The following is a 22,740-nucleotide window of genomic DNA, read 5'->3' as shown; positions in this document are numbered from 1 at the left end:
GCTTAAGTGTTACAGTGCTCTAGGCAAACGCTACAAATTAAGGCATATAACTTGCTTGAAATTGGCGCCGCGGCGCCCTTCGTGTAGTGGATGGCGCAGATGCGCCGGCGGACAAGGTATTAAGCCCAAGCTATGAAACCATCGCTCGTCCTAAAAATGGGCCAGCAACTGACGATGACCCCGCAGTTGCAACAGGCCATTCGTCTGCTTCAGCTCTCGACCCTGGACCTCCAACAGGAAATTCAGGAAGCGCTGGAATCCAACCCGATGCTCGAACGCCAGGAAGACGGCGAAGACTTCGACAACAGCGACCCGCTGGCCGACAGTGCCGAAAGCAAGCCAAGCGCCGAAAACCTGGAGAACAGCTTCCAGGACAGCGGTTTTCAGGATGGCAGCCTGCAGGAAGGCAGCGCCGCCAGTCAGAACCTTGAAGAAGGCGACTGGAACGAGCGCATTCCCAACGAACTACCGGTCGACACCGCCTGGGAAGATGTCTACCAGACCAGCGCCAGCAGCCTGCCCAGCAACGACGATGACGAGTGGGACTTCACCACCCGCACCTCTGCTGGCGAGAGCCTGCAAAGCCACTTGCTGTGGCAACTGAACCTGGCGCCGATGTCCGATACCGATCGCCTGATTGCAGTAACGCTGATCGACAGCATCAACCAGCAAGGCTATCTGGAAGACACCCTCGAAGAAATCTGCGCAGGCTTTGACCCGGAGCTCGACATCGAGCTCGATGAAGTCGAGGCCGTGCTGCACCGTATTCAACAGTTCGAACCCGCCGGCGTTGCCGCACGCAACCTGGGCGAGTGCCTGCTGCTGCAGCTGCGTCAGTTGCCGGCCAATACGCCTTGGTTGACCGAGGCCAAGCGCCTGGTCAGCGACTTCATCGATATGCTCGGCAGCCGCGACTACAGCCAGCTGATGCGCCGTATGAAGCTCAAGGAAGACGAGCTGCGGCAGGTCATCGAGCTGGTGCAGAGCCTCAATCCGCGGCCTGGTTCGCAGATCGAGTCGAGCGAGCCGGAGTACGTGGTGCCTGACGTGATCGTGCGCAAGGACACCGACCGCTGGCTGGTCGAGCTGAACCAGGAAGCCATGCCGCGCCTGCGGGTCAACCCGCAATATGCAGGCTTTGTCCGCCGCGCCGATACCAGCGCCGACAACACCTTCATGCGCAACCAGTTGCAGGAAGCGCGCTGGTTCATCAAGAGCCTGCAGAGCCGCAACGAGACCTTGATGAAGGTCGCCACGCAGATCGTCGAGCACCAGCGCGATTTTCTCGAGTACGGCGACGAGGCGATGAAACCGTTGGTGCTGCATGACATCGCCGAAGCAGTGGGCATGCATGAGTCGACCATCTCCCGCGTCACCACCCAGAAGTACATGCACACTCCGCGTGGCATCTTTGAGTTGAAATACTTTTTCTCGAGCCACGTCAGCACCTCCGAAGGCGGTGAATGCTCGTCCACGGCGATCCGCGCGATCATCAAGAAACTGGTTGCAGCGGAAAATCAGAAAAAGCCATTGAGTGACAGCAAGATCGCTGGTTTACTGGAGGCACAAGGCATCCAGGTAGCCCGTCGCACCGTCGCCAAGTACCGCGAGTCGCTCGGCATAGCACCGTCGAGTGAACGCAAGCGACTGATGTAGCCCCGGGATGTGCCACAGCGTTTTTGTGGCAGGTGCAAGACCTGCCTCTTTATGCACGGGCAACAAAGGAGAAGCTGTATGCAAGTCAACATCAGTGGACACCATGTAGAAGTAACCCCACCACTGCGCGACTACGTCGAGCAGAAGCTGAAGAGACTCGCAGGGCACTTTGACAAGATCACCAACGTTACGGTGATCATGAAAGTCGAGAAACTGCAGCAGAAGATCGAAGCGACTCTGCAGATTCCGGGCGGCGAAGTGGTTGCCAATGCCGAAGATCTAGACATGTATGCAGCCATCGACAATTTGGCTGACAAGCTCGACCGCCAACTGAAAAAACACAAGGAAAAACAGCAAAGTCTCCTGCAAGGTGCAGCTGCTCGCTGATCCCCCTCATCCATGATCCGACTTGAAACCATCCTGACCCCCGGCCGTTCCCTGGTGAACGTGCCGGGCGTCAGCAGTAAGAAACGCGCCCTCGAAGAAATCGCCAAGGTCGTAGCCAGCGAAGTCAGCGAGCTCGACCAGCAAGAAGTCTTCGAGAAGCTGATCGCCCGCGAAAAACTGGGCTCGACCGGGTTCGGCAATGGCATCGCCATTCCGCACTGCCGCCTCAAGGGCTGCGCCAATCCGGTCAGCGCCCTGCTCCACCTGGATCATCCAATCGATTTCGACGCCATCGATGGCGCCCCCGTGGACCTGCTGTTCGTCCTGCTGGTGCCCGAAGCTGCCACCGATGCTCACCTTGAGCTGTTGCGCCAGATTGCCAGCATGCTCGATCGCGAAGATGTGCGTAAGCGTCTGCGCGCTGCGAGAGACAACAAGGCCTTGTACCAGGTCGTCCTGGACGTGCAAAACGGGAGCTGAGCATGCGCCTGATCATCGTCAGCGGCCGCTCTGGCTCCGGCAAGAGCACTGCACTTGCCGTGCTGGAAGACAATGGCTTCTACTGCATCGACAACCTGCCCGCCGGGTTGCTGCCGCAGCTGGCTGAAAACGCGTTGATCAATACCGAGCTGATGCAGCCCAAGGTTGCTGTCTCGATTGATGCGCGCAACCTGCCAGGCCATCTGTCACGCTTCCCCGAGCTGCTCGAGGATGCCCGCGCACGGCACATCCAGTGCGATGTGCTGTACCTGGACGCTGACGAAGACACCCTGCTCAAGCGCTTCTCCGAAACGCGCCGCCGTCACCCACTGACCAACGCCAATCGCTCGCTGGCCGAAGCCATTCGGGTCGAGAGCGATATGCTCGGGCCGATTGCCGACCTTGCCGACCTGAAGATCGATACCACCAACCTCAACCTTTACCAGCTACGCGATTCGATCAAGCTGCGCCTGCTCAACCAACCCGAGCCGGGTACGGCGTTTTTAGTTGAGTCGTTTGGCTTCAAGCGGGGCATGCCGGTAGACGCCGACCTGGTGTTCGACGTGCGCTGCCTGCCCAATCCGTACTGGAAGCCGGAAATCCGCGAGCACTCAGGCCTGGATCAGCCAGTCATCGATTACCTGGCTGCGCAGCCGGATGTCGAAGAGATGTTCCAGGACATCTCCAGCTATCTGCTCAAATGGCTGCCGCGCTTCGCCGCCAGCAACCGTGCCTATGTCACCATCGCCATCGGCTGCACCGGCGGCCACCATCGCTCGGTGTACCTGACCGAGCGCCTCGGCCAGGTTCTGCAGCAATCCTTGAAAAACGTCCAGGTCCGCCACCGCGACCTCTAGCCCACAGGATTTACCCGAACATGCCCGCCCGCGAAATCACCATCATCAACAAGCTGGGCCTGCACGCCCGAGCGGCCGCCAAGTTCGTCGGCGTGGCCGGGCGCTTTCCTTGCCAGGTGAGGGTCGGCCGGGCGCCAGACAAGCTGGTCGATGGCAAAAGCATCATGGCGGTGATGATGCTCGCAGCGGGCAAGGGCACTCAGGTGCACCTGTTCACCGAGGGCGAGCAGGAAGACGAGGCACTCCAGGCCGTGGTGGATTTGATCAACAACTACTTCGACGAAGGCGAATAACGCCCCGCCGCTGCCAGGCCCAGCGCTGCCGCAGCGCTGGACCAGCAAACGGTCACGACATGGCCGTGTCCATCACCATCATCAGGCAGAAGCCCACGCACAGCCCCAGGCTTGCCAGGCGATAGTTGCCGTTGCTGCGTGATTCCGGAATGATCTCCTGCGTCACCACCAGCAACATCGCTCCCGCCGCGCAGGCCAGGCCCAACGGTAACAGCAGTTCGGCAACATTCACTAGCCACGCGCAGATCACTGCTGCCAGCGGCTCGACCAGGCCCGAGGCCGCGCCGATCAAGAAAGCCTTGAGGCGCGACATCCCCGCCCCGGCCAGCACCAAAGCGATCACCAGACCTTCCGGCACATCCTGCAGGGCGATGCCCATGGCCAGGCTGTCGGCGTCCGGCATGCCGCCACCGGCCGATACGCCAATGGCCATCCCTTCAGGAATGTTATGGGCAATGATGGCAATCACGAACAACCAGATCCGCGCCGCGATAACCGGCTGATTGCCGTTACCGACCAAGGCTTCGGGTGAAGCACCCGAGACCTTGAGGTCGACCAGAAACAGGCAAAGCGCGCCGAACAGCAGGCCAAAACTGATCAGCCCACCGGCGCCCCATGGGCTGAAACCGATCGCCTCTGCAGCGGCCAGGCCCGGCATGATCAGCGAGAACGCAGTCGCTGCCAGCATCACTCCAGCGCCGAAGCCGAGCAAGGTGTCAGCCACCGCCACCGGCATATTGCGGATCACCAACACCGGCACCGCGCCCAGCGCAGTACCCAGAGCGCACAGTGCACCGCCCTCCAGAGCCCGCAGCATGCGCGGCTCCAGGCCCAGCCAATCGATCCCGCGTGCCACCAGCAGCGCAGTCCCGACCAGCAACAGCACAGTCCCAAGCGCCAGACGAAACAGGCGCACACTGCTGACAGACATCACCTGCGAGCGCATACCGGTTAGGCTCACTTCAAGGCTTGCTGATAGCGGCGTTCCACTTCGGCCCAATCGACCACGTTGTAGAACGCGCCAATGTATTCAGGCCGGCGGTTCTGGTACTTCAGGTAGTAGGCGTGCTCCCACACGTCCAGACCGAGGATCGGCGTGTTGCCGTGCATCAGCGGGCTGTCCTGGTTGCCGCTGCTCTCGACCACCAGTTGCTTGGTCGGGGTCACGCTGAGCCAGGCCCAGCCACTGCCGAAGCGGCTCAGCGCAGCCTTGGTGAAAGCCTCCTTGAAAGCATCAAAGCCACCTAATTGCTGCTCGATGGCCTTGGCCACCTCGCCTTGCGGCACGCCGCCGCCATTGGGCGCCATAACAGTCCAGAACAAGCTGTGGTTGGCGTGGCCACCGCCCTGGTTGATCACCGCTGCCTGCAACTTTTCAGGCAATTGCTTGACCGCGCCAACCAGTTTTTCCACCGGCCACTCAGCCCACTCGGTGCCCTCGATGGCCGCGTTGAGGTTGTTGATGTAGGTCTGGTGATGCTTGCTGTGGTGGATTTCCATGGTCTGGGCGTCGATGTGCGGTTCCAGCGCATCGTAGGCGTACGGCAGTGCAGGCAAGGTATGCGGCATGTCAGTGGATTCCGTAATTATGTGAGTGAGGTGCAACTTCCGGCGCAGCAATCAGCTCGCTCGCCGCGCCAGCCTGGCGGTTGAGCAAGCGCGCGGTGCGCGGGTACTGGCCGTACTCGGCAATGAAATTGAGCAGCTCGGTGTAGGTACGTGCGCTGTGGCGCAGTGCCGCCTCGCGTAGCGGCTGCGGCAGTCGTGGCTCGTGGCTGGCCTGCAGCAGGCGCTGATGGGCAGCGCAGAGGTAATCCGCGCTTTCGTGGGGTTGGTTCAGGCGCAGGTGCAGATCGGCCAGGTTGTGATGGGCGATGACCAGTGCGGCAACCGCCTCGTCAACGTCATGCCAGCGCTCGAGCAGCACCTGGGCCAGGGCCAGCGCTTGCAGGTAATACTCCCGAGCGTCGACCCAGTCGCCTTGGGCAAACAGCCGGTTGGCGTGATCGGTGGTGCGTTTCCAGTGCTGCATGACGTGCCTCCTGGACGGTCAGATACCGCCAGCGGTGAGTTTTTCCGGGTCAAGCAAGGCTTCGAGCTGGTCACGCGAGAGGTCGGTGTGCTCCAACGCCACGTCGATGATCGGCCGGCCTTGCTTGTAGGCGGTCTTGGCGATCTCGGCGGCCTTCAGGTAGCCGATGATCGGGTTCAGCGCGGTGACCAGAATCGGGTTGCGCGCCAGGGCTTCCTTGAGCTTGCTTTCATTGACCTTGAAGGTCGCGATGGCCTTGTCGGCCAGCAAGCGGCTGGCGTTGGCCATCAGCTCGATGCTCTCCAGCAGGTTGCGAGCGATTACCGGCAGCATCACGTTGAGTTCGAAGTTGCCCGACTGTCCGGCCACGGCGATGGTGGCGTCGTTGCCGATGACTTGTGCAGCCACCATGGCGGTCGCCTCGGGAATCACCGGGTTGACCTTGCCCGGCATGATCGAAGAGCCAGGCTGCAGGGCCTGCAGTTCGATCTCGCCCAGGCCCGCCAGCGGGCCGGAGTTCATCCAGCGCAGGTCGTTGGCGATCTTGGTCAGGGCAACGGCGGTGGTTTTCAGCTGGCCAGACAGCGCCACGGCATTGTCCTGCGAACCGATCAGGGCAAACAGATTGTCACCGGGGGTGAATTCGATCGCGGTCAGGCCGCTCAGCTGGCGGGCGAAACCGGCGGCGAACTGCGGGTGAGCGTTGATCCCGGTACCTACCGCAGTGCCGCCTTGGGCCAGCGCCTGCAGGCTCGGCAGGGTCGCTTCAAGATGGCTCAAGGCAGCGCGGATCTGTGCCGCCCAGCCAGCCAATACCTGGCTCATGCGCACCGGCATGGCATCCATCAGGTGAGTGCGGCCGGTCTTGACGTACTGATGCACCTCGACGGCCTTGGCATCGATCATCTGCACCAGGTGGCGCAGCGCCGGCAGCAACTGCTCGTGCATGGCCAGCGCAGCGCTGACATGGATGGTAGTGGGGATGATGTCGTTGCTGCTCTGGCCACAGTTGACGTGGTCATTAGCGTTGACTGGCTCGCCCTGGACGCGGCTGGCCAAGGTGGCAATCACCTCGTTGGCGTTCATGTTCGAGCTGGTACCAGAACCCGTCTGATAAACGTCGACCGGGAAGTGCTGAATGAAATCCTCGGCCAGCAACTGCTCGACCGCCTGGACGATGGCCTGGCCTTGCGCCGGCGAGATCTGCTCGAGTTCGACGTTGGCCTTGGCCGCTGCCGCCTTGGCCAGCAACAGTGCACGGATGAACTGCACTGGCATGCGCTGGCCGCTGATCGGGAAGTTATCGACCGCGCGCTGGGTCTGAGCGCCATACAGGGCCTGGGCCGGCACCTGCAGCTCACCCATGCTGTCACGCTCGATACGGGTATTACTCATGGTCAATTCCTTGCAACAGTTCGTCGGGGGAAATCGAAGGCAGCAGCACGCAATTGGCGAGCTGTATGGCATAGGGCTGCCAGCGCTGGTTCTGCTCGAGGCGATCGAGGCTGCGCAGGTCCAGCAGCGGCCGCCAGGCCTGGTCCAGGCACTGCGCGCGCCAGTGCCAGGGCAGCATGCGGTCGCTGGCGGTATCCAGCAGCAGGCGCAGGGAAGTCAGGGCGACGGTCCATGGCGAGGTCGCGGTGCAGCACACCAGGTAGCGACCTTCGGCCAGGTAATGCTCGATCAAGCGCGGCTCGTCGGGGTCGAGCGCGCAGCGAATGCGCCGGCTCAGCCAACGCCAGTTTTCCAGGTAGGGCAACTCATGGAGTACGGTATTCATGAATATCATCACTGCTGGACTGTGTAATGATATTCATTATTAAGTGATAAATAGAATCACTTCAACCCCGAAGGCAAAAACAAAAGACCCGGCGCGATGGCCGGGTCCGGGATGTGCAACTGGCACAACGGAGGGTTTTAGCTGCCCGCGACCGTCATGCGCTCGATCAGTACAGAGCCGCTGTGGATATTGCTGCGGGTTTCAAGATCGCTGCCAATCGCCACAATCTGCTGAAACATGTCCTTCATATTGCCGGCAATGGTCACTTCCTGCACAGCGAACTGAATCTCGCCGTTTTCGACCCAGTAGCCCGCTGCGCCACGAGAGTAATCACCCGTGACCATGTTCAGACCATGTCCCATCAGCTCGGTTACCAACAGGCCACGGCCCATGCGCCGAATCAATGCAGCTTGATCTTCGACGCCATGGGTGACGAACAGGTTGTGCACGCCCCCCGAGTTGGCAGTGCTTGGCAAGCCCAGCTTGCGCCCCGAATAGGTACCGAGCAGGTACGCCACCAGTTCGCCGTTTTCGACGAACGGCTTGGCGTAGGTGGCCAGGCCATCGCCGTCGAACCCCGCGCTGCCCAGTGCCCGCGGCAAGTGCGGGCGTTCATCCAGGGTCAGCCAGCTAGGGAACAGGCGCTGCCCCAGCGAGCCTTCGAGGAACGACGACTTGCGGTACAGGTTGCCGCCCGAGATCGCCCCAAGAAAGCTGCCGAACAGGCCACCGGCAAGCTCGGCAGAGAACAGCACCGGCACTTCGCAGGTCGGCACCGGGCGCGCACCCAGGCGGCTTGCGGCACGTTGCGCTGCACGCAGGCCAATGCTGCGCGGGTCGGCCAGCAGTTCGCCCTGGCGGTTGACGTCATACCAGTAGTCGCGCTGCATCTGCCCGTCGGCTTCGGCAATCATCACGCAACTGAGGCTGTGCCGGGTCGAAGCATACCCGCCGATAAAGCCATGGCTGTTGCCGTAAACACGGCAGCCCTGATGGGTGTTGAGGGTGGTGCCGTCGGCATTCTTGATCCGCGGATCGGCATCAAAAGCAGCGGCCTCACAGGCCAGTGCCTGCTCGATGGCCTGCTCGGGGCTGATGTCCCAATCGTGATACAGGTCAAGCTCAGGGATATCGCGGGCCATCAGGGCGGCATCGGCCAGCCCGGCGCATTCGTCTTCCGAGGTGTGCTTGGCAATCGCCAGGGCTGCAGCAACGGTTTCGCGAATGGCCTCCGGGCCGCTGGCCGAGGTACTCGCCGAGCCCTTGCGCTGGCCGACATAGAGGGTGATGCCAAAGCCCTGGTCACGGTTGAACTCGACCGTCTCAACCTCGCGCTGACGCACCGTGGTCGACAAACCCTGCTCCAGCGACACCGCCACCTCGCAGGCGCTGGCACCCTGGCGGCGCGCTTCGGCAACGATCGCCTCGACTTGCTCCTGCAAGGCCGGCAGGTCCTTCGGGCCTATGCTCTGGACTGCACTCATGGTCTTCTCCACTCAAATTCTGCTTACGGCTAGGGTCATTCTACGACCGGGCCGGACAATTGGCCCCCGACTGGTTATCATGGCGGCGATTTCTAGCGGACGGCCACCATGGTTGATTCATACGACGACGCCTTCGATGGCGAAAAAAGCAAAACCCAGATCAAGCGCGAGCTACATGCACTGGTTGAACTCGGCGAGCGCCTGACGACGCTCAAGCCTGACACCCTGGCGCGCCTGCCCTTGACCGACCCGCTGCGCAAGGCCTTGGCCGATGCCAGCAAGCACACCGCGCACATCGCCCGCAAACGCCATATGTCGTTCGTCGGCAAGCTGATGCGCGACCAGGACACCGACGCAATTCTTGCGGTGATCGAGCAGCTCGACAGCTCTACCCGCCAGTACAACGAACGCTTTCACGGCCTTGAGCGCTGGCGCGATCGGCTGGTCGACGGCAACGACGAGGACCTTGAGCGGTTTGTTCAGGAATACCCTGAAACCGACCGTCAGCAACTGCGCTCGTTGATCCGCCATGCCCAGCACGAAAAAGCCAGGGACAAGCCGCCGGCTGCTGCACGCAAGGTGTTCAAGTACATCCGCGAACTTGACGAAGCTCAGCGCGGCCTGCGCTAGGTAATGCCTCGTGCGCAGCAAGCCCGCCCCCACCGCGGTGGAGGCGCGCTTGCTGCGCACTACGCTCACCCGCCGGTACCGCCGACGGTGATCGCATCCAGCTTCAGGGTCGGCTGGCCAACGCCCACCGGCACCGACTGACCATCCTTGCCACAGGTACCGACGCCGCTGTCCAGCGCCAGGTCGTTACCGACCATCGATACCCGGCTCATCGCCTCCGGCCCATTGCCAATCAACGTCGCCCCCTTGACCGGCGCGGTGATCTTGCCGTCTTCGATCAGGTACGCCTCACTGGTGGAGAAGACGAACTTGCCGCTGGTGATATCGACCTGGCCACCGCCCAGGTTGGCACAGTAGATGCCCTTCTTGACCGAAGCGATGATCTCTTCGGGATCGCTCTCGCCTGCGCGCATGTAGGTGTTGGTCATACGCGGCATCGGCAAGTGCGCGTAGGATTCGCGGCGGCCGTTACCGGTCACTGCCATGCCCATCAGGCGCGCGTTGAGCTTGTCCTGCATGTAGCCTTTGAGGATGCCGTTCTCGATCAGCGTGGTGCACTCGGTTGGCGTACCTTCGTCGTCGACGCTGAGCGAGCCGCGACGATCCTGCAGAGTGCCGTCATCGACGATGGTGCACAGGCTGGAGGCAACCTTCTGGCCGATCTGCCCGCTGTAGGCGGAACTGCCCTTGCGGTTGAAATCGCCTTCCAGGCCATGGCCGACCGCCTCGTGCAGAAGCACGCCGGACCAGCCCGGGCCAAGCACCACTGGCAAGGTGCCGGCCGGCGCCGGCTTGGCTTCGAGGTTGACCAGCGCCTGGCGCAGGGCTTCACGGGCATAGCCCATGACCCGCTCCTCGGTGAAGAAGCGGTAGTCGGTCCGCCCACCACCGCCCTGCCCGCCACGTTCACGGCGGCCGTCCTTCTCGACGATCACACTGACATTGAAGCGCACCAGCGGACGCACGTCGGCAGCCAGGCCGCCATCGGCAGCGGCCACCAGAATCCGCTCCCAGACCCCGGCCATGCTCACGCTGACCTGCTGGATGCGCGGGTCAAGGGCCCGCGTGGCGACGTCGACGCGCTTGAGCAGTTCGACCTTGTCGGCACGGCTGAGCACATCCAGCGGGTTGTTCGGGGTGTACAGCTGGGTCACATCCTGGCTGCGAAACGCCTGCACCGTGCCGTTCTGGCCGGCACGCGAGATCGACCGGGCGGCGCGTGCGGCCGAGGTCAGGGCTTCGAGGTTGATCGCATTGCTGTAGGCGAAGCCGGTTTTCTCACCAGACAGGGCGCGCACGCCAACGCCTTGGTCGAGGTTGAAGCTGCCTTCTTTGACGATGCCGTCTTCCAGCGCCCAGGTTTCAGAAATCTGGCCCTGGAAGTACAGATCGGCAGCATCGATGCCGGGCCCGGCCAACTCGCCCAGTACAGCCTGCAGGCTGTCCAGGGTCAGTCCGCCCGGGGCAAGCAGCTGGTCGCTGACGGTGGTTAACATCTGGCTCATAGTCACTCCGAGGTGTGCGCAGGCCGCAAGGCGTCCTGCGAGAAAAAGCGCCGGTGCGTAATCACCGGCATCCGCGCCCGGATGGACGCTTGTTGATCTATGTCGCGCTCGGCCAGCAGCACCGCTTCACCGCGAGCCTGCTGGGCGATGATGCGCCCCCAGGGGTCGACGATCGCCGCCTGACCGTGGGTTTCGCGGGGGCCGGGGTGGATTCCACCCTGGGCCGCCGCCAACAGATAGCATTGGGTTTCGATGGCGCGGGCGCGAATCAGTACCTCCCAATGCGCCGCACCGGTCACCGCAGTAAATGCTGCGGGGGCCGTGATCAACTCCGCGCCGGCCGCCCTCAGTGCACTGTACAGTTCAGGGAAGCGCAGGTCATAACAGACCGACAGGCCTACCTTGCCCAGCGGCGTGTCGGCCACCACCACCTGGCTGCCGTGGGCATAGTCATCCGATTCACGGTAACGACCGCGGTTGTCGGCCACATCGACATCGAACAGGTGCAGCTTGTCGTAGCGTGCGACCACCTCACCGCGCTCGTCGATCAGCAGCGAACAGGCATGCGCCTTGGCTTCCGGCTGGCCGAGCGGGGGCAACGGCAAGGTGCCGGCAACTATCCATAACTTGAGGGCGCGAGCGGTGCGTTTCAACCATGGCAGGATCGGCCCTTCGCCACGCGCCTCGGCCAGGCCGATCGCAGCGGCATCGCGCCGGCCCATGGCAGCGAAGTTCTCCGGCAGCACGGCGAGCCGCGCGCCGGCGGCAGCGGCTTGCTCGAGCAATACACCGGCCCGCTGCAGGTTGGCCATCACATCGTCCTGGCTGACCATCTGAATCACCGCTGCTTTCATCGGCACTCCTAGCGAGACTTTTCGAAAGGTTTCACAAAGGTGATCTTAGGCTCTTTCCACGAGCCATCGACGCGATAGTGCACGCTGGCAAAGCGCGAAATTCGATCACCAATCAATTGATCGACCAGAAACAGCGCACCACCAATGGCCGGCGCGCCGACGATCAACGCCGCCAACGGCAGGTTGTTGGTGACCGGCAGGGTGACCTGGAGGTTTGCAGCGATGCGATCACGCACCATATCCATGGAGCCATCGAGCTCGAAGTTGCTGGACGGCCCGGTGACGGTAATCGGCTCACGGGTCACGTAAACGCCTTCACTAGCCACCAGCAGGCCCTTGACCCGGTCATAGCCAAGACCCTTCTCGAACAGGTCGGAGAAGTCCAGGCGCAGGCGCCGACCGATCGAGTTGAAGTTGAGTAGACCGAACACGCGCAACGCCTGGGCGCCGCCCTCGACCTCGACGAACTGACCACTGCGCAACGACGCATCGAGGCTGCCGGAGAAGCGCTTGGTGTCGATCCAGGCCGGCGAGCCAGGCCAGCGGCCATCGACATCCAGATGGAAGTCGCGGCTGGTTACCGTTGGCGCAAAGCCAAAGCCCTGCAGCACATCGGCCAGGTTCTTGCCATCCAGGCGGCCCTTGTACCAGCTCGCAGTGCTGCCCGGCAGACCTTCCCAGGCGCCATTACCATCGATGTGCAGGCCCTTGATCAGCAGGTCGACGCCATTGAAAGACACGCCGCGCGGGGTCGGTCGCAATTTCAGCGCTACCGAACCGAACAGGTCATCACCGCGATACAGCTTGTCGATGCTCAGGTCCAGCGCAGGGACCTTGCGCGGGTCGAAACTGGCCAGCGGGTCGGGGGCATTGTCGTCCTGCGCTTGCGCTGGATCGGCCGGTGGCAGGCGCAGGCTCTGCAGTTTGACCACCATGGGCTGCGCCTTGGCATCCGGAATGCGTGCGTTGCCGATCACCTCGCGGCTGTCCAGGCGTAGGTCCCAGGCACTGGCGACACGGGCCAGGCGGACCACGGCCTGGTTCAATTGGGTGCCGAAAGCTTGTATCTGGCCGATGCTCAGATCGACGCTTTGCAGGGTCTGCCGGGCACTGCCACCGGGGTCATCGCCGGCCAGGCGCTGTGCCTGCTGCTGCCACGCTTCAAGATCGAGCGTGTCGAGCCGGCCACGCACGCGCAGGCCCTTGCCACCAGGCAGCTGTGGCTCGCCCGCGCCCAGCAGCAGCTCGCCGCGGCCTTGGTCAAGCTTGCCGCCGGGCGCTGCGTAGGCGAAGCGTGTGCTGTCCCCATAACGGGCATCGAAGCGTCGCTCGTTACCTTGCAGGGTCATGCTGAAGCGGCTGTCACGGGTATCCTGGGCAGCCTTGGCAAAGGGCGCCGGCAAGTCGATGCTGAGGCCTTTGAGCGAAGAATCGACGGTCAGGCGATTGTCCCGGCTGCCCAGGCTCAGCTGCAGCTGATAGGGAATCTCGCCGCTGGCAGGCAAGGCCTGCTTGACCTGCAGCCAGTCGGTCAAGGTCTTCAACGCGACCTGGCCAGAGGCATTGATGCGGGTCTGCATCTGACCGGGCTGGCCCTCGGCGACGATTTGCGCGGTGACCGGTTTGCCAAAGGCCTGCAGGCTGATGTTGTTGCCGCTCAGGCCCTTGTCCAGGTCGAAGGTGAAATCGCCCTTGAGCTTGCTCAGTTGCAGCTCCGGCGGCGCGACCTTGAGGCGCGCATCAGCGGTGCTGAAGTCGACCTTGACCTTGGGTAGCTTGCCATGTGCCATTGGGATATCGAGGCTGAGCTTGCCGTTGAGCGGGCCTTCACCTTCCCAGCCAGCGAAAATATCAGCAGTGCCGATCGGCGCCTCCTGGAGGATCTTCAGGCCATCGCCGAGCGGGCCGGCGAAGTTGCCGGTCAGGTACAGATGGCTGTCCTGGCCAGCGTCAACGTGGGGGATGTTCACCGTGACATCGCTGACCTTGGTGTCGAGCAACAGGCCTTGCCGGGCCTTGATGCGCACGCCGCTGTCTTCGATCAGCACATCGCCGGCCACCTGCTGCACCTGAGGCCAGCCGGGCTGGAAGTCCAGCGCCGCGTCACGCACCTTGAAGAACAGGCTGATACTGCGCGCTTCGGGGGTGGCATCGTGGTTCAGCGAACCCTGATACTGGAAGTAGCCCTCATCCACAGTGCCCTTGACGATGGCACTGCGCAGCCATTCATCGAGAGCCGGGCTAAGGACTTCGGGCAGATATTTGGCGGTGTAGCGACCATCGCCTTCGGTCAGGCCGACGCGAAGGTCCATGTAGTCTTCGCGGCCTTCCTCGAACAGCAGGCGGATCAGGAAGTCGCCGGCGATCTTGCCTTCTTCGCCAAGTACCTTGAGGTACGGTGCGATCAGGGTGAAGCCCTCCTGATCCAGGCGCCAGGTGAGCAAAGCATTGGCTTTCTGGTAATGCCAGGGTTTGGCGAAGATCGGATACAGATGCAGCATGAACGCATCGGTATCCAGGCGCAATTCGCCATGACCGAGGTCGCCGCTGATGCTGCCGCTGACGTTCCCCGCCGCCGGCGCACCGTGGTAGGCGTTGAAGCCGATGCGGTCCAGGTTGGCGGCAAACTGCAGGCGCTGATCACCTTCGGCCTTGGGCCGGATATCCAGCTTCACGTTATGCAGCGCGCCGGTCACCTTGAGCCCGTCGACCACCGCCATGAGGTTGTCCGGCAACGGCGCCAAAGCATTGATCAAGGGGGTCAGAGGGGTCAGGTCGAGGGTGTCGGCCTGGACCTGCCAGGATTCTTCGAGAGGTGTCGAAGCGCTGTGCTGTCGGGCTTGCAGGTGGGTTTCCCAACGCTGCTTGCCGATGCTGGCCGCCAGCGAGTCGAGCACTATCTGGTAACCGTCCTCACCACGCTGCAGCCAGGCGGACAAGGCAAGGTCATCCAGGCTGACGGGCTTGCGGCTGTTGTAGGCACCGCGCAGGTGCGGCGCGTTGAGGCGCACGCTTGCGTGTTGCAACTGGCCCTTGCGCACACCTACCCAGAATTCGCCGCCCGCGCGCAGCGCTTCGGCGCGCCACTGGCCAAGCAGCTTGGGTGGCAGCCAGTGCGACCAGTCGCTTTGCGGCAGGCTCAGGTAGCCGTCCAGGGAGCCATCGCGCCAGTTATCAGCCGTGGCACGGCTACGCAGATTGAGCGCCAGTGGCTGCCCATCGGGCAGGGTCGCCCGTGCATCCAGCGCCTGGCGCGAGGCGCCTGCCTGCAAGCCAACGCTGACGTAAGTCAGGGTCAGGGGATCGCGCTGCCAGGGGTGCAGTGTGACCTGGCTATCGAATACGTCGATCCGCCCCAGCTGCTGCAAGCGCTGCAGCAACTGCGCCGGGTCGAGCGGGGTGTCGTCCTGCTTGGGCAGGCCTTCCAGCGCCCAGGAGCCCTGCTCGTCCTCGCGCAGAATCAACTGCAGGCCGCCCAGCTGGATGCGCGCCAGGCGCACTTCGCGGGCCTTGAGGCTGGCCCACAGATCAGGCACGGCCTTGACGTCATCCAGGCGCAGCGCATCGGCGCCCTCGCCCAGCTGCAGATCACGCACACGCAGCACCGGTGCCAGGCCACTCCAGCGGCCTTCCAGTGCGCCGATATGTACCGGCATGCCGAGGGCCTGCTCAGCCTTGCTCTCAACGTCGGCGCGATACTCTGCCACCAGCGGCACCAGTTGCCGGCCGATGCTCACATACAGCGCCACCAGCACCGCCAGCAAGGCACACAAGCCCAGCCCCCAACGGGTCAAGGCGCTCAGAACGCGGGTCAGACGCTCCATGGCCATGGCCCTCCAAAACGTGCTTTAACTATGGCTGCAAGCGCGACTTTCGCCAACCGGCGATGGTTTTTAGGACGCGTCAGAGGAGCACCACATCGTATTGTTCCTGGGAGTACATGGTCTCGACCTGGAAGCGGATGGTGCGGCCGATGAACGCTTCCAGCTCAGCAACGTTGCCGGACTCTTCATCGAGCAGACGATCGACCACCTTCTGGTTGGCCAGCACACGGTAGCCCTCGGCCTGATAAGCCCGCGCTTCACGGAGGATCTCGCGGAAGATTTCGTAGCAGATGGTTTCGGCGGTTTTCAGCTTGCCGCGGCCCTGGCAGCCGGCGCACGGCTCGCACAAGACTTGCTCAAGGCTCTCGCGGGTGCGCTTGCGGGTCATCTGCACCAGACCCAGCTCGGTGATGCCGATGATGTTGGTCTTGGCGTGATCACGTTCGAGCTGTTTTTCCAGGGTGCGCAGCACCTGGCGTTGGTGCTCCTGATCTTCCATGTCGATGAAGTCGATGATGATGATCCCGCCGATGTTGCGCAGACGCAGCTGGCGGGCGATCGCCGTGGCCGCCTCGAGGTTGGTCTTGAAGATGGTTTCTTCGAGGTTGCGATGGCCGACGAAGGCGCCAGTATTGACGTCGATGGTGGTCATCGCCTCGGCCGGATCGACCACCAGGTAGCCACCAGACTTGAGCGGCACCTTGCGCTCGAGCGCACGCTGGATTTCGTCTTCGACACCATACAGGTCGAAGATCGGCCGCTCGCCCGGATAGTGTTCGAGGCGGTCGGCAATCTCCGGCATCAGTTCACCGACGAACTGCGTGGTTTTCTGGAAGGTTTCCCGCGAGTCGATGCGGATTTTCTCGATCTTGTGGTTGACCAGGTCACGCAAGGTCCGCAGCGCCAGGCCGAGGTCTTCGTAAATGACCGTCGGTGCACCGCAGGTCTGGATCTGGCTGGCGATCTGCTCCCACAGCCGGCGCAGGTAGCGGATGTCCTGGAGGATGTCGTCCTGGCGAGCGCCTTCGGCAGCGGTGCGCAGGATGAAGCCGCCGGCGTCCTTGACGTTTTCCTGCTCGATGCAGCTGTTGACCACCTGCTTGAGGCGCTCGCGTTCGGCTTCGTCCTCGATCTTCAGCGAAATACCGACGTGACTGCTACGCGGCATGTACACCAGATAGCGCGACGGAATCGACAGCTGAGTAGTCAGCCGCGCGCCCTTGGTGCCGATCGGATCCTTGGTGACCTGCACCACCAGTGACTGGCCTTCATGCACCAGCGCAGTGATGGTCTCGACCGCCGAGCCTTCGCGCTGGGAAATCTCCGAGGCATGAATGAACGCCGCGCGGTCCAGGCCGATATCGACGAAGGCTGCCTGCATGCCCGGCAGAACCCGCACCACCTTGCCTTTGTAGATATTGCCAACGATACCGCGGCGCAGGGTGCGCTCGACATGCACCTCCTGCAGAACACCGTTTTCAACCACTGCCACGCGCGATTCCATCGGCGTGATGTTGATCAGGATCTCTTCACTCATGGCAGGTTCTCATCAAAGGTCTGGGGTTATGATGGATCGCTGACCGATCCCTGGCTAGCGCTGCGTTCAACCCTCTGCCTGAGCTGCTGGCAGTTGCCAGCAGGGGATGCCGAACTGGCCGAGCAAATCGGCGGTTTCGCTGAGCGGCAGGCCGACCACGGCCGAATAGCTGCCGCTCAGTGCGGTGACAAAAATCGCGGCCAAACCCTGGATGGCATAGCCGCCGGCTTTGTCCAGCGGCTCTCCGCTGGCCCAATAGCGGCTGGCCTCGTCAGGGCCGATCGAGCGAAAACGTACGGTGCTGGCGACGCACAGGCTGCGGACCTGCTGGCCATCATCCAGAGCAACTGCGGTAAGTACCTGATGCTCGCGCCCAGCCAGTTCAGCGAGCATAGCCAGGCCGTGTTCGCGGCTTTCAGGCTTGCCGAGAATGCGCCCATCAAGCACCACCGCAGTATCGGCACCGAGTACCACACCAGCACCCGTGATATGGGCCAGTCCGGCAGCTGCCTTGGCGCGAGCCAGGCGCTCGACATAAGCCTCGGCGTTTTCCTCGGCAAGCGGGGTTTCATCGATGGGTGCGCTGACGGTGGTGAACGGCACGCCAATCTGGGTCAACAGTTCACGACGACGCGGCGAGCCAGAGGCGAGATAGAGTGGCTTCATGTGGACATATCCCTGTCAGGCGCGGCGATGCCGGTCAGTTGATGTGCAGGCGGCGGCGCAGGTCGCGCAAGGCAAAGCTGATCCACGGCCAGAGCAGCGCACTGATGACTGCCGACCACACCAGCGCCAGGGTCGGCAGGCGATTGCCGGTCAGGGCACTGAGCCACAACTGGATCAACTGGGCGATGCCGAAGATCACCAGGATCACCAGGCTCTGCTGCCACAGCGGGAACATGCGCAGGCGCTGCTGCAACGACAGCACCAGGAAGGCGATCAGGGTCAGGATCAGCGCGTTCTGCCCCAGCAGGGTGCCGTACAGCACATCCTCTGCCAGGCCCAGCACGAAGGCGGTGGTCATGCCGACCTTGTTCGGTACGTTGAGTACCCAGAATGACACCAGCAGGGCCAGCCACATCGGCCGGAACACTTCCATGAACTGCGGCATCGGCGAGACGCTGAGCAACAGGCCGATGGCGAAGCTGAGCCAGATGACCCAACCGTTTCTACTGCGCGAACTGGCCATCATTGCCTCCGCGGTTGGCTGGGCGACGCAGCAGGCGTCGAAGCCGGATTGACGGGTGCCGCTGGCGTTGCCGCAGGAGCAGCCGGGGTGGCGGGCGCAGTGCTTGCTGGCGCGCTGGCAGCAGGCGTGGCTTGCTCGGTAGCAGCTGCGGCTGGCGGCTGCGCCGTACCCTGCCGATCAGCTTCTTCCTGGGCCATGGCTGCCTCGGTCGCACGCTGCTCCGGGGTGCGGCGGTCGCTGAACACAAGCAGCATATAGCGGCTGCGGTTGAGCGCCGCAGTAGGGATGGCGCGCACGATCGCGAACGGCTGACCGGAATCGTGGATCACTTCGTTGACCGTGGCCACCGGGTAACCGGCCGGGAAGCGCTGACCCATGCCCGAGCTCACCAGCAAGTCGCCCTCTTTGACATCGGCAGTGTCGGCAACATGGCGCAGCTCAAGCCGCTCCGGGTTACCGGTACCACTGGCGATGGCGCGCAAGCCGTTGCGGTTGACCTGCACCGGAATGCTGTGGGTGGAGTCGGTGAGCAGCAGTACCCGCGAGGTGTAAGGCATCAGCTCGACCACCTGGCCCATCAGGCCGCGGGCATCGAGCACCGGCTGGCCGAGGAAGACGCCGTCGCGCTCGCCCTTGTTGATCAGGATACGGTGGGTGAACGGATTGGGGTCGACGCCGATCAGCTCGGCCACTTCAACCTTCTCGTTGACCAGCGCCGACGAGTTGAGCAACTCGCGCAGGCGCACGTTCTGCTCGGTCAGGGCCGCCAGCTTTTGCAAGCGCCCCTGCAACAGCAGGGCTTCGGTCTTGAGTTTTTCGTTCTCGGCGGCAAGCTCGGTGCGGCTGCCGAACTGGCTGGCGACACCCTGAAATACGCGCTGCGGGAGGTCTGTGAGCCAATACGACTCCATCAGCACCAGGCCCATCTGGCTACGCACTGGTTTGAGCAGGGCGAAGCGCGAGTCGACCACCATCAAGGCAACCGAGAGCACCACCAGTACCAGCAGACGAACGCCCAGCGAAGGGCCCTTGGAGAAAAGCGGTTTAATGGGCCGTTCCTCGTGGACGACGATTCAGGAGGTGACTGGACATGAAGCGGAGCACCGGCCTGCTGCGAATTGACGGAAACAGCGCCCCACGGACGCCAACCCAGCGCATACAGGTAGCACTGCGAGTGCTACCTGTAAACCAGGCGATCATTACCGGACGTTGAACAGCGCCGTGAATCACTCGCTCGAGAGCAGATCCATTGCGTGTTTGTCCATCATTTCCAACGCACGACCACCGCCACGAGCCACACAGGTCAGCGGGTCTTCGGCGACGATCACCGGCAGGCCGGTTTCCTGCGCCAGCAGCTTGTCGAGGTCGCGCAGCAGCGCGCCACCACCGGTCAGCACCAGACCGCGCTCAGCGATGTCCGAGGCCAGTTCCGGCGGCGACTGCTCAAGGGCGCTCTTGACCGCCTGGACGATGGTCGCCAGGGATTCCTGCAGCGCTTCGAGCACTTCGTTGGAGTTCAGGGTAAAGGCACGCGGCACGCCCTCGGCCAGGTTACGGCCACGTACGTCGACTTCACGTACTTCACCACCTGGGTAGGCGGTGCCGATTTCCTGTTTGATGCGCTCGGCAGTGGATTCACCGATCAGGCTGCCGTAGTTGCGGCGCACGTAGGTAACGATAGCCTCGTCGAAGCGATCGCCGCCAACCCGTACCGATTCGGCGTAGACCACACCGTTGAGCGAGATCAGCGCGATTTCAGTGGTACCACCACCGATATCGACGACCATCGAGCCACGCGCTTCTTCGACCGGCAGGCCGGCACCGATGGCCGCAGCCATTGGCTCCTCGATCAGGAACACTTCACGTGCACCGGCGCCCAGCGCCGATTCACGGATGGCGCGGCGCTCGACCTGGGTCGATTTGCACGGCACGCAGATCAGCACACGTGGGCTGGGCTGCAGGAAGCTGTTTTCGTGAACCTTGTTGATGAAGTACTGCAACATTTTTTCACAAACGCTGAAGTCGGCGATGACGCCGTCTTTCATCGGACGAATGGCTGCAATGTTGCCGGGCGTACGGCCCAGCATACGTTTGGCTTCAGTCCCGACGGCGACGACGCTTTTCTGGTTGCCGTGGGTACGGATGGCAACAACCGAGGGCTCATTCAGGACGATACCGCGCTCACGCACGTAAATAAGGGTGTTGGCAGTACCCAGGTCGATAGACAGATCGCTGGAAAACATGCCACGCAGTTTCTTGAACATGGGAAAGTGACCCTGGGGAAAGCGTGGGTAAAAAAGTGCGGCAAACTCTAACAATGGCAGGGATTTTGGGCAAGGAGCCAATATGTTAAATTGGCAGTTTTTCCGAGCAAGCCTGCAGATGATCGCGGCTGTATGACCGCCAAAATGCCGGCATGTTCCTCATCGCGGAACTAATTCCGTTTGGTTTTTCTGGAGATTCCCCATGGCGCTGCAACGCTCCGACGTGGAAAAGATCGCCCATCTGGCCCGACTGGGGCTGAATGAAGGCGAACTGCCGCGCATCACCGATGCCTTGAACAGCATCCTCGGGTTGGTCGACCAGATGCAAGCTGTCGACACCAGCGGTATCGAACCGCTCGCCCACCCCCTGGAGGCCAGCCAACGTCTGCGCCCCGACCAGGTTACCGAAAGCAACCAGCGCGACGCGTATCAAGCCATCGCCCCGTCGACCGAGAACGGTCTGTACCTGGTTCCAAAAGTCATCGAGTAAGGGAAAGCACCTGCCATGCATCAATTGACCCTGGCCGAGATCGCCCGCGGACTCGCCGACAAGTCGTTTTCATCCGAAGAGCTGACCCAGAGCCTGCTGGGCCGGATCAAGCAACTCGATCCGCAACTGAACAGCTTCATCAGCGTCACCGAAGAACGCGCGCTGGATCAGGCGCGCGCTGCCGACGCCCGTCGCGCCGCTGGCGAAACCGGCCCTCTGCTGGGCGCGCCGATCGCCCACAAGGACCTGTTCTGCACCCAGGGCGTACGCACCAGCTGCGGCTCGAAGATGCTCGACAACTTCACCGCGCCGTATGACGCCACCGTGGTCAGCAAGCTGGCCGAGGCCGGCATGGTCACTCTGGGCAAGACCAACATGGACGAATTCGCCATGGGTTCGGCCAACGAATCCAGCCACTACGGCCCGGTGAAGAACCCGTGGAACCTCGAGCACGTGCCGGGTGGTTCGTCCGGTGGTTCGGCGGCAGCCGTGGCGGCACGCCTGCTACCGGTGGCAACCGGCACCGATACCGGCGGCTCGATCCGCCAGCCGGCGGCGCTGACCAACCTGACCGGCCTGAAACCGACCTACGGTCGCGTTTCGCGCTGGGGCATGATCGCCTATGCATCGAGCCTCGATCAGGGCGGCCCGATGGCCCGTACTGCCGAAGACTGCGCCCTGCTCCTGCAAGGTATGGCCGGCTTCGACGCCAAGGACTCGACCTGCATCGACGAGCCAGTGCCTGATTACAGCGCCAACCTCAACGCGCCGCTGCAAGGCCTGCGCATCGGCCTGCCGAAGGAGTACTTCGGTGCCGGCCTCGACTCGCGCATCGCCGACCTGGTGCATGCCAGCGTCAAGGAACTGGAGCAGCTCGGCGCGGTGGTCAAGCAGATCAGCCTGCCGAACATGCAACACGCCATCCCGGCGTACTACGTGATCGCACCAGCCGAAGCCTCGTCCAACCTGTCGCGCTTTGATGGCGTGCGCTTTGGCTATCGCTGCGAAGATCCGAAGGATCTCACCGACCTCTACAAGCGCTCGCGCGGTGAAGGTTTCGGCGTTGAAGTGCAGCGCCGGATCATGGTTGGTGCCTACGCGCTGTCGGCCGGTTACTACGACGCCTACTACCTGCAGGCGCAGAAGATCCGCCGCCTGATCAAGAACGACTTCATGGCAGCGTTCGAAGACGTCGACCTGATTCTCGGCCCAACCACGCCCAACCCGGCCTGGAAACTTGGCGCCAAGAGCAACGACCCGGTCTCCGCCTACCTCGAAGACGTCTACACGATCACCGCCAACCTGGCCGGCCTGCCCGGCTTATCGATGCCAGCCGGTTTCGTCGACGGCCTGCCCGTCGGCGTGCAACTGCTGGCGCCGTACTTCGAGGAAGGCCGCCTGCTCAACGTCGCGCACCGCTACCAGCAAGTCACCGACTGGCACACCCGCGCCCCTACCGGCTTCTGAGGAATTCACAC

22 protein-coding genes are annotated in these 22,740 nt (G+C 62.8%); 8 read left to right on the top strand and 14 right to left on the bottom strand.

Annotated elements, in window-relative coordinates:
- Positions 1 to 132: 132 nt before the first annotated feature.
- The 5 genes from IDM28_RS04625 to IDM28_RS04605 all read left to right on the top strand — a co-directional run bounded on the left by IDM28_RS04625 (position 133) and on the right by IDM28_RS04605 (position 3,673).
- Positions 133 to 1,656, top strand: a complete 1,524-nt coding sequence (locus tag IDM28_RS04625; protein ID WP_101316858.1) for an RNA polymerase factor sigma-54 — start codon at positions 133 to 135, stop codon at positions 1,654 to 1,656.
- A 78-nt stretch (positions 1,657 to 1,734) separates the two neighbouring features.
- Positions 1,735 to 2,043: a ribosome hibernation-promoting factor, HPF/YfiA family gene (hpf, locus tag IDM28_RS04620; RefSeq protein WP_101316856.1), complete on the top strand. Its 309-nt coding sequence runs from the start codon at positions 1,735 to 1,737 to the stop codon at positions 2,041 to 2,043.
- A gap of 12 nt (positions 2,044 to 2,055) precedes the next feature.
- Positions 2,056 to 2,523, top strand: coding sequence for a PTS IIA-like nitrogen regulatory protein PtsN (ptsN, locus tag IDM28_RS04615; protein WP_101316854.1), 468 nt, complete (start codon positions 2,056 to 2,058; stop codon positions 2,521 to 2,523).
- 2 nt (positions 2,524 to 2,525) lie between these two features.
- The gene (gene rapZ, locus IDM28_RS04610; protein ID WP_101316852.1) at positions 2,526 to 3,380 is read left to right on the top strand and encodes an RNase adapter RapZ; all 855 of its coding nucleotides are present in this window, start codon (positions 2,526 to 2,528) and stop codon (positions 3,378 to 3,380) included.
- Between the two features lie 20 nt (positions 3,381 to 3,400).
- A complete protein-coding gene (locus IDM28_RS04605; RefSeq protein WP_101316850.1) occupies positions 3,401 to 3,673 on the top strand; it encodes an HPr family phosphocarrier protein in 273 nt (90 codons plus the stop codon).
- A gap of 52 nt (positions 3,674 to 3,725) precedes the next feature.
- Here the strand turns inward: IDM28_RS04605 and IDM28_RS04600 are convergent, their stop codons facing one another.
- The 6 genes from IDM28_RS04600 to pmbA form a co-directional block, all read right to left on the bottom strand.
- The gene (locus IDM28_RS04600; RefSeq protein WP_188035470.1) at positions 3,726 to 4,619 is read right to left on the bottom strand and encodes a ZIP family metal transporter; all 894 of its coding nucleotides are present in this window, start codon (positions 4,617 to 4,619) and stop codon (positions 3,726 to 3,728) included.
- Positions 4,620 to 4,630: 11 nt separating this feature from the next.
- Positions 4,631 to 5,242, bottom strand: coding sequence for a superoxide dismutase (locus IDM28_RS04595; protein WP_150572060.1), 612 nt, complete (start codon positions 5,240 to 5,242; stop codon positions 4,631 to 4,633).
- 1 nt (position 5,243) lies between these two features.
- A complete protein-coding gene (locus IDM28_RS04590) occupies positions 5,244 to 5,705 on the bottom strand; it encodes a hypothetical protein (protein ID WP_101316843.1) in 462 nt (153 codons plus the stop codon).
- A gap of 18 nt (positions 5,706 to 5,723) precedes the next feature.
- Entirely contained in the window at positions 5,724 to 7,100 is a 1,377-nt protein-coding gene (locus IDM28_RS04585; RefSeq protein ID WP_188035455.1) for a class II fumarate hydratase, read from the bottom strand.
- Positions 7,093 to 7,494 carry a FagA protein gene (locus IDM28_RS04580; RefSeq protein WP_188035454.1) on the bottom strand — a complete coding sequence of 134 codons (402 nt, stop codon included), beginning with the start codon at positions 7,492 to 7,494 and terminating at the stop codon, positions 7,093 to 7,095. Before IDM28_RS04580 ends, IDM28_RS04585 begins: the two co-directional genes overlap by 8 nt.
- 128 nt (positions 7,495 to 7,622) lie before the next feature.
- Complete coding sequence (gene pmbA, locus IDM28_RS04575) at positions 7,623 to 8,969, bottom strand: metalloprotease PmbA (RefSeq protein WP_101316837.1); 1,347 nt, start codon at positions 8,967 to 8,969, stop codon at positions 7,623 to 7,625.
- A 108-nt stretch (positions 8,970 to 9,077) separates the two neighbouring features.
- On the opposite strand from pmbA, the gene yjgA reads away from it, so the two are divergent.
- The gene (gene yjgA, locus IDM28_RS04570) at positions 9,078 to 9,599 is read left to right on the top strand and encodes a ribosome biogenesis factor YjgA (RefSeq protein ID WP_101316835.1); all 522 of its coding nucleotides are present in this window, start codon (positions 9,078 to 9,080) and stop codon (positions 9,597 to 9,599) included.
- A gap of 65 nt (positions 9,600 to 9,664) precedes the next feature.
- On the opposite strand, the gene tldD is transcribed toward yjgA, so the two are convergent.
- From tldD to mreB, 8 genes are all read right to left on the bottom strand, one after another.
- Entirely contained in the window at positions 9,665 to 11,104 is a 1,440-nt protein-coding gene (tldD, locus tag IDM28_RS04565; RefSeq protein WP_103436172.1) for a metalloprotease TldD, read from the bottom strand.
- Between the two features lie 2 nt (positions 11,105 to 11,106).
- Positions 11,107 to 11,958: a carbon-nitrogen hydrolase family protein gene (locus IDM28_RS04560; protein WP_188035453.1), complete on the bottom strand. Its 852-nt coding sequence runs from the start codon at positions 11,956 to 11,958 to the stop codon at positions 11,107 to 11,109.
- 8 nt (positions 11,959 to 11,966) lie between these two features.
- Entirely contained in the window at positions 11,967 to 15,788 is a 3,822-nt protein-coding gene (locus tag IDM28_RS04555; RefSeq protein ID WP_188035452.1) for a YhdP family protein, read from the bottom strand.
- A gap of 73 nt (positions 15,789 to 15,861) precedes the next feature.
- Entirely contained in the window at positions 15,862 to 17,319 is a 1,458-nt protein-coding gene (gene rng, locus IDM28_RS04550) for a ribonuclease G (RefSeq protein ID WP_101316828.1), read from the bottom strand.
- Positions 17,320 to 17,385: 66 nt separating this feature from the next.
- A complete protein-coding gene (locus IDM28_RS04545) occupies positions 17,386 to 17,985 on the bottom strand; it encodes a Maf family protein (protein ID WP_188035451.1) in 600 nt (199 codons plus the stop codon).
- 34 nt (positions 17,986 to 18,019) lie between these two features.
- Positions 18,020 to 18,508, bottom strand: coding sequence for a rod shape-determining protein MreD (gene mreD, locus IDM28_RS04540; RefSeq protein ID WP_101316824.1), 489 nt, complete (start codon positions 18,506 to 18,508; stop codon positions 18,020 to 18,022).
- Positions 18,508 to 19,527 carry a rod shape-determining protein MreC gene (gene mreC / locus IDM28_RS04535; protein WP_223175867.1) on the bottom strand — a complete coding sequence of 340 codons (1,020 nt, stop codon included), beginning with the start codon at positions 19,525 to 19,527 and terminating at the stop codon, positions 18,508 to 18,510. Before mreC ends, mreD begins: the two co-directional genes overlap by 1 nt.
- Before the next feature lie 207 nt (positions 19,528 to 19,734).
- A complete protein-coding gene (mreB, locus tag IDM28_RS04530; RefSeq protein WP_003255163.1) occupies positions 19,735 to 20,772 on the bottom strand; it encodes a rod shape-determining protein MreB in 1,038 nt (345 codons plus the stop codon).
- 202 nt (positions 20,773 to 20,974) lie between these two features.
- Between mreB and gatC the strand changes: the two genes are divergently transcribed.
- Together gatC and gatA are read left to right on the top strand one after the other, a co-directional pair.
- Positions 20,975 to 21,262, top strand: coding sequence for an Asp-tRNA(Asn)/Glu-tRNA(Gln) amidotransferase subunit GatC (gene gatC, locus IDM28_RS04525; protein ID WP_101316820.1), 288 nt, complete (start codon positions 20,975 to 20,977; stop codon positions 21,260 to 21,262).
- Positions 21,263 to 21,277: 15 nt separating this feature from the next.
- On the top strand, positions 21,278 to 22,729 hold the full coding sequence (gene gatA, locus IDM28_RS04520; RefSeq protein WP_188035450.1) for an Asp-tRNA(Asn)/Glu-tRNA(Gln) amidotransferase subunit GatA: 1,452 nt from the start codon (positions 21,278 to 21,280) through the stop codon (positions 22,727 to 22,729).
- The last annotated feature ends 11 nt before the right edge of the window (positions 22,730 to 22,740 follow it).

The sequence above is a fragment of the Pseudomonas sp. EZ-C24 genome, from assembly GCF_014525325.1.
GTDB classification, from domain to species: Bacteria; Pseudomonadota; Gammaproteobacteria; order Pseudomonadales; family Pseudomonadaceae; genus Aquipseudomonas; species Aquipseudomonas shirazensis.
This window is presented reverse-complemented; position numbering and strand designations above follow the sequence as displayed.

Coding starts and splice junctions, on each gene's coding strand:
- gatC (WP_101316820.1), top strand. CDS start 20,975: ATGGCGCTGCAACGCTCCGACGTGGAAAAGATCGCCCATCTGGCCCGA.
- rng (WP_101316828.1), bottom strand. CDS start 17,319: ATGAGTGAAGAGATCCTGATCAACATCACGCCGATGGAATCGCGCGTG.
- gatA (WP_188035450.1), top strand. CDS start 21,278: ATGCATCAATTGACCCTGGCCGAGATCGCCCGCGGACTCGCCGACAAG.
- ptsN (WP_101316854.1), top strand. CDS start 2,056: ATGATCCGACTTGAAACCATCCTGACCCCCGGCCGTTCCCTGGTGAAC.
- pmbA (WP_101316837.1), bottom strand. CDS start 8,969: ATGAGTGCAGTCCAGAGCATAGGCCCGAAGGACCTGCCGGCCTTGCAG.
- IDM28_RS04555 (WP_188035452.1), bottom strand. CDS start 15,788: ATGGCCATGGAGCGTCTGACCCGCGTTCTGAGCGCCTTGACCCGTTGG.
- IDM28_RS04590 (WP_101316843.1), bottom strand. CDS start 5,705: ATGCAGCACTGGAAACGCACCACCGATCACGCCAACCGGCTGTTTGCC.
- yjgA (WP_101316835.1), top strand. CDS start 9,078: ATGGTTGATTCATACGACGACGCCTTCGATGGCGAAAAAAGCAAAACC.
- rapZ (WP_101316852.1), top strand. CDS start 2,526: ATGCGCCTGATCATCGTCAGCGGCCGCTCTGGCTCCGGCAAGAGCACT.
- IDM28_RS04560 (WP_188035453.1), bottom strand. CDS start 11,958: ATGAAAGCAGCGGTGATTCAGATGGTCAGCCAGGACGATGTGATGGCC.
- tldD (WP_103436172.1), bottom strand. CDS start 11,104: ATGAGCCAGATGTTAACCACCGTCAGCGACCAGCTGCTTGCCCCGGGC.
- IDM28_RS04595 (WP_150572060.1), bottom strand. CDS start 5,242: ATGCCGCATACCTTGCCTGCACTGCCGTACGCCTACGATGCGCTGGAA.
- IDM28_RS04545 (WP_188035451.1), bottom strand. CDS start 17,985: ATGAAGCCACTCTATCTCGCCTCTGGCTCGCCGCGTCGTCGTGAACTG.
- mreB (WP_003255163.1), bottom strand. CDS start 20,772: ATGTTCAAGAAACTGCGTGGCATGTTTTCCAGCGATCTGTCTATCGAC.
- IDM28_RS04625 (WP_101316858.1), top strand. CDS start 133: ATGAAACCATCGCTCGTCCTAAAAATGGGCCAGCAACTGACGATGACC.
- hpf (WP_101316856.1), top strand. CDS start 1,735: ATGCAAGTCAACATCAGTGGACACCATGTAGAAGTAACCCCACCACTG.
- IDM28_RS04605 (WP_101316850.1), top strand. CDS start 3,401: ATGCCCGCCCGCGAAATCACCATCATCAACAAGCTGGGCCTGCACGCC.
- IDM28_RS04585 (WP_188035455.1), bottom strand. CDS start 7,100: ATGAGTAATACCCGTATCGAGCGTGACAGCATGGGTGAGCTGCAGGTG.
- mreD (WP_101316824.1), bottom strand. CDS start 18,508: ATGGCCAGTTCGCGCAGTAGAAACGGTTGGGTCATCTGGCTCAGCTTC.
- IDM28_RS04600 (WP_188035470.1), bottom strand. CDS start 4,619: ATGCGCTCGCAGGTGATGTCTGTCAGCAGTGTGCGCCTGTTTCGTCTG.
- IDM28_RS04580 (WP_188035454.1), bottom strand. CDS start 7,494: ATGATATTCATGAATACCGTACTCCATGAGTTGCCCTACCTGGAAAAC.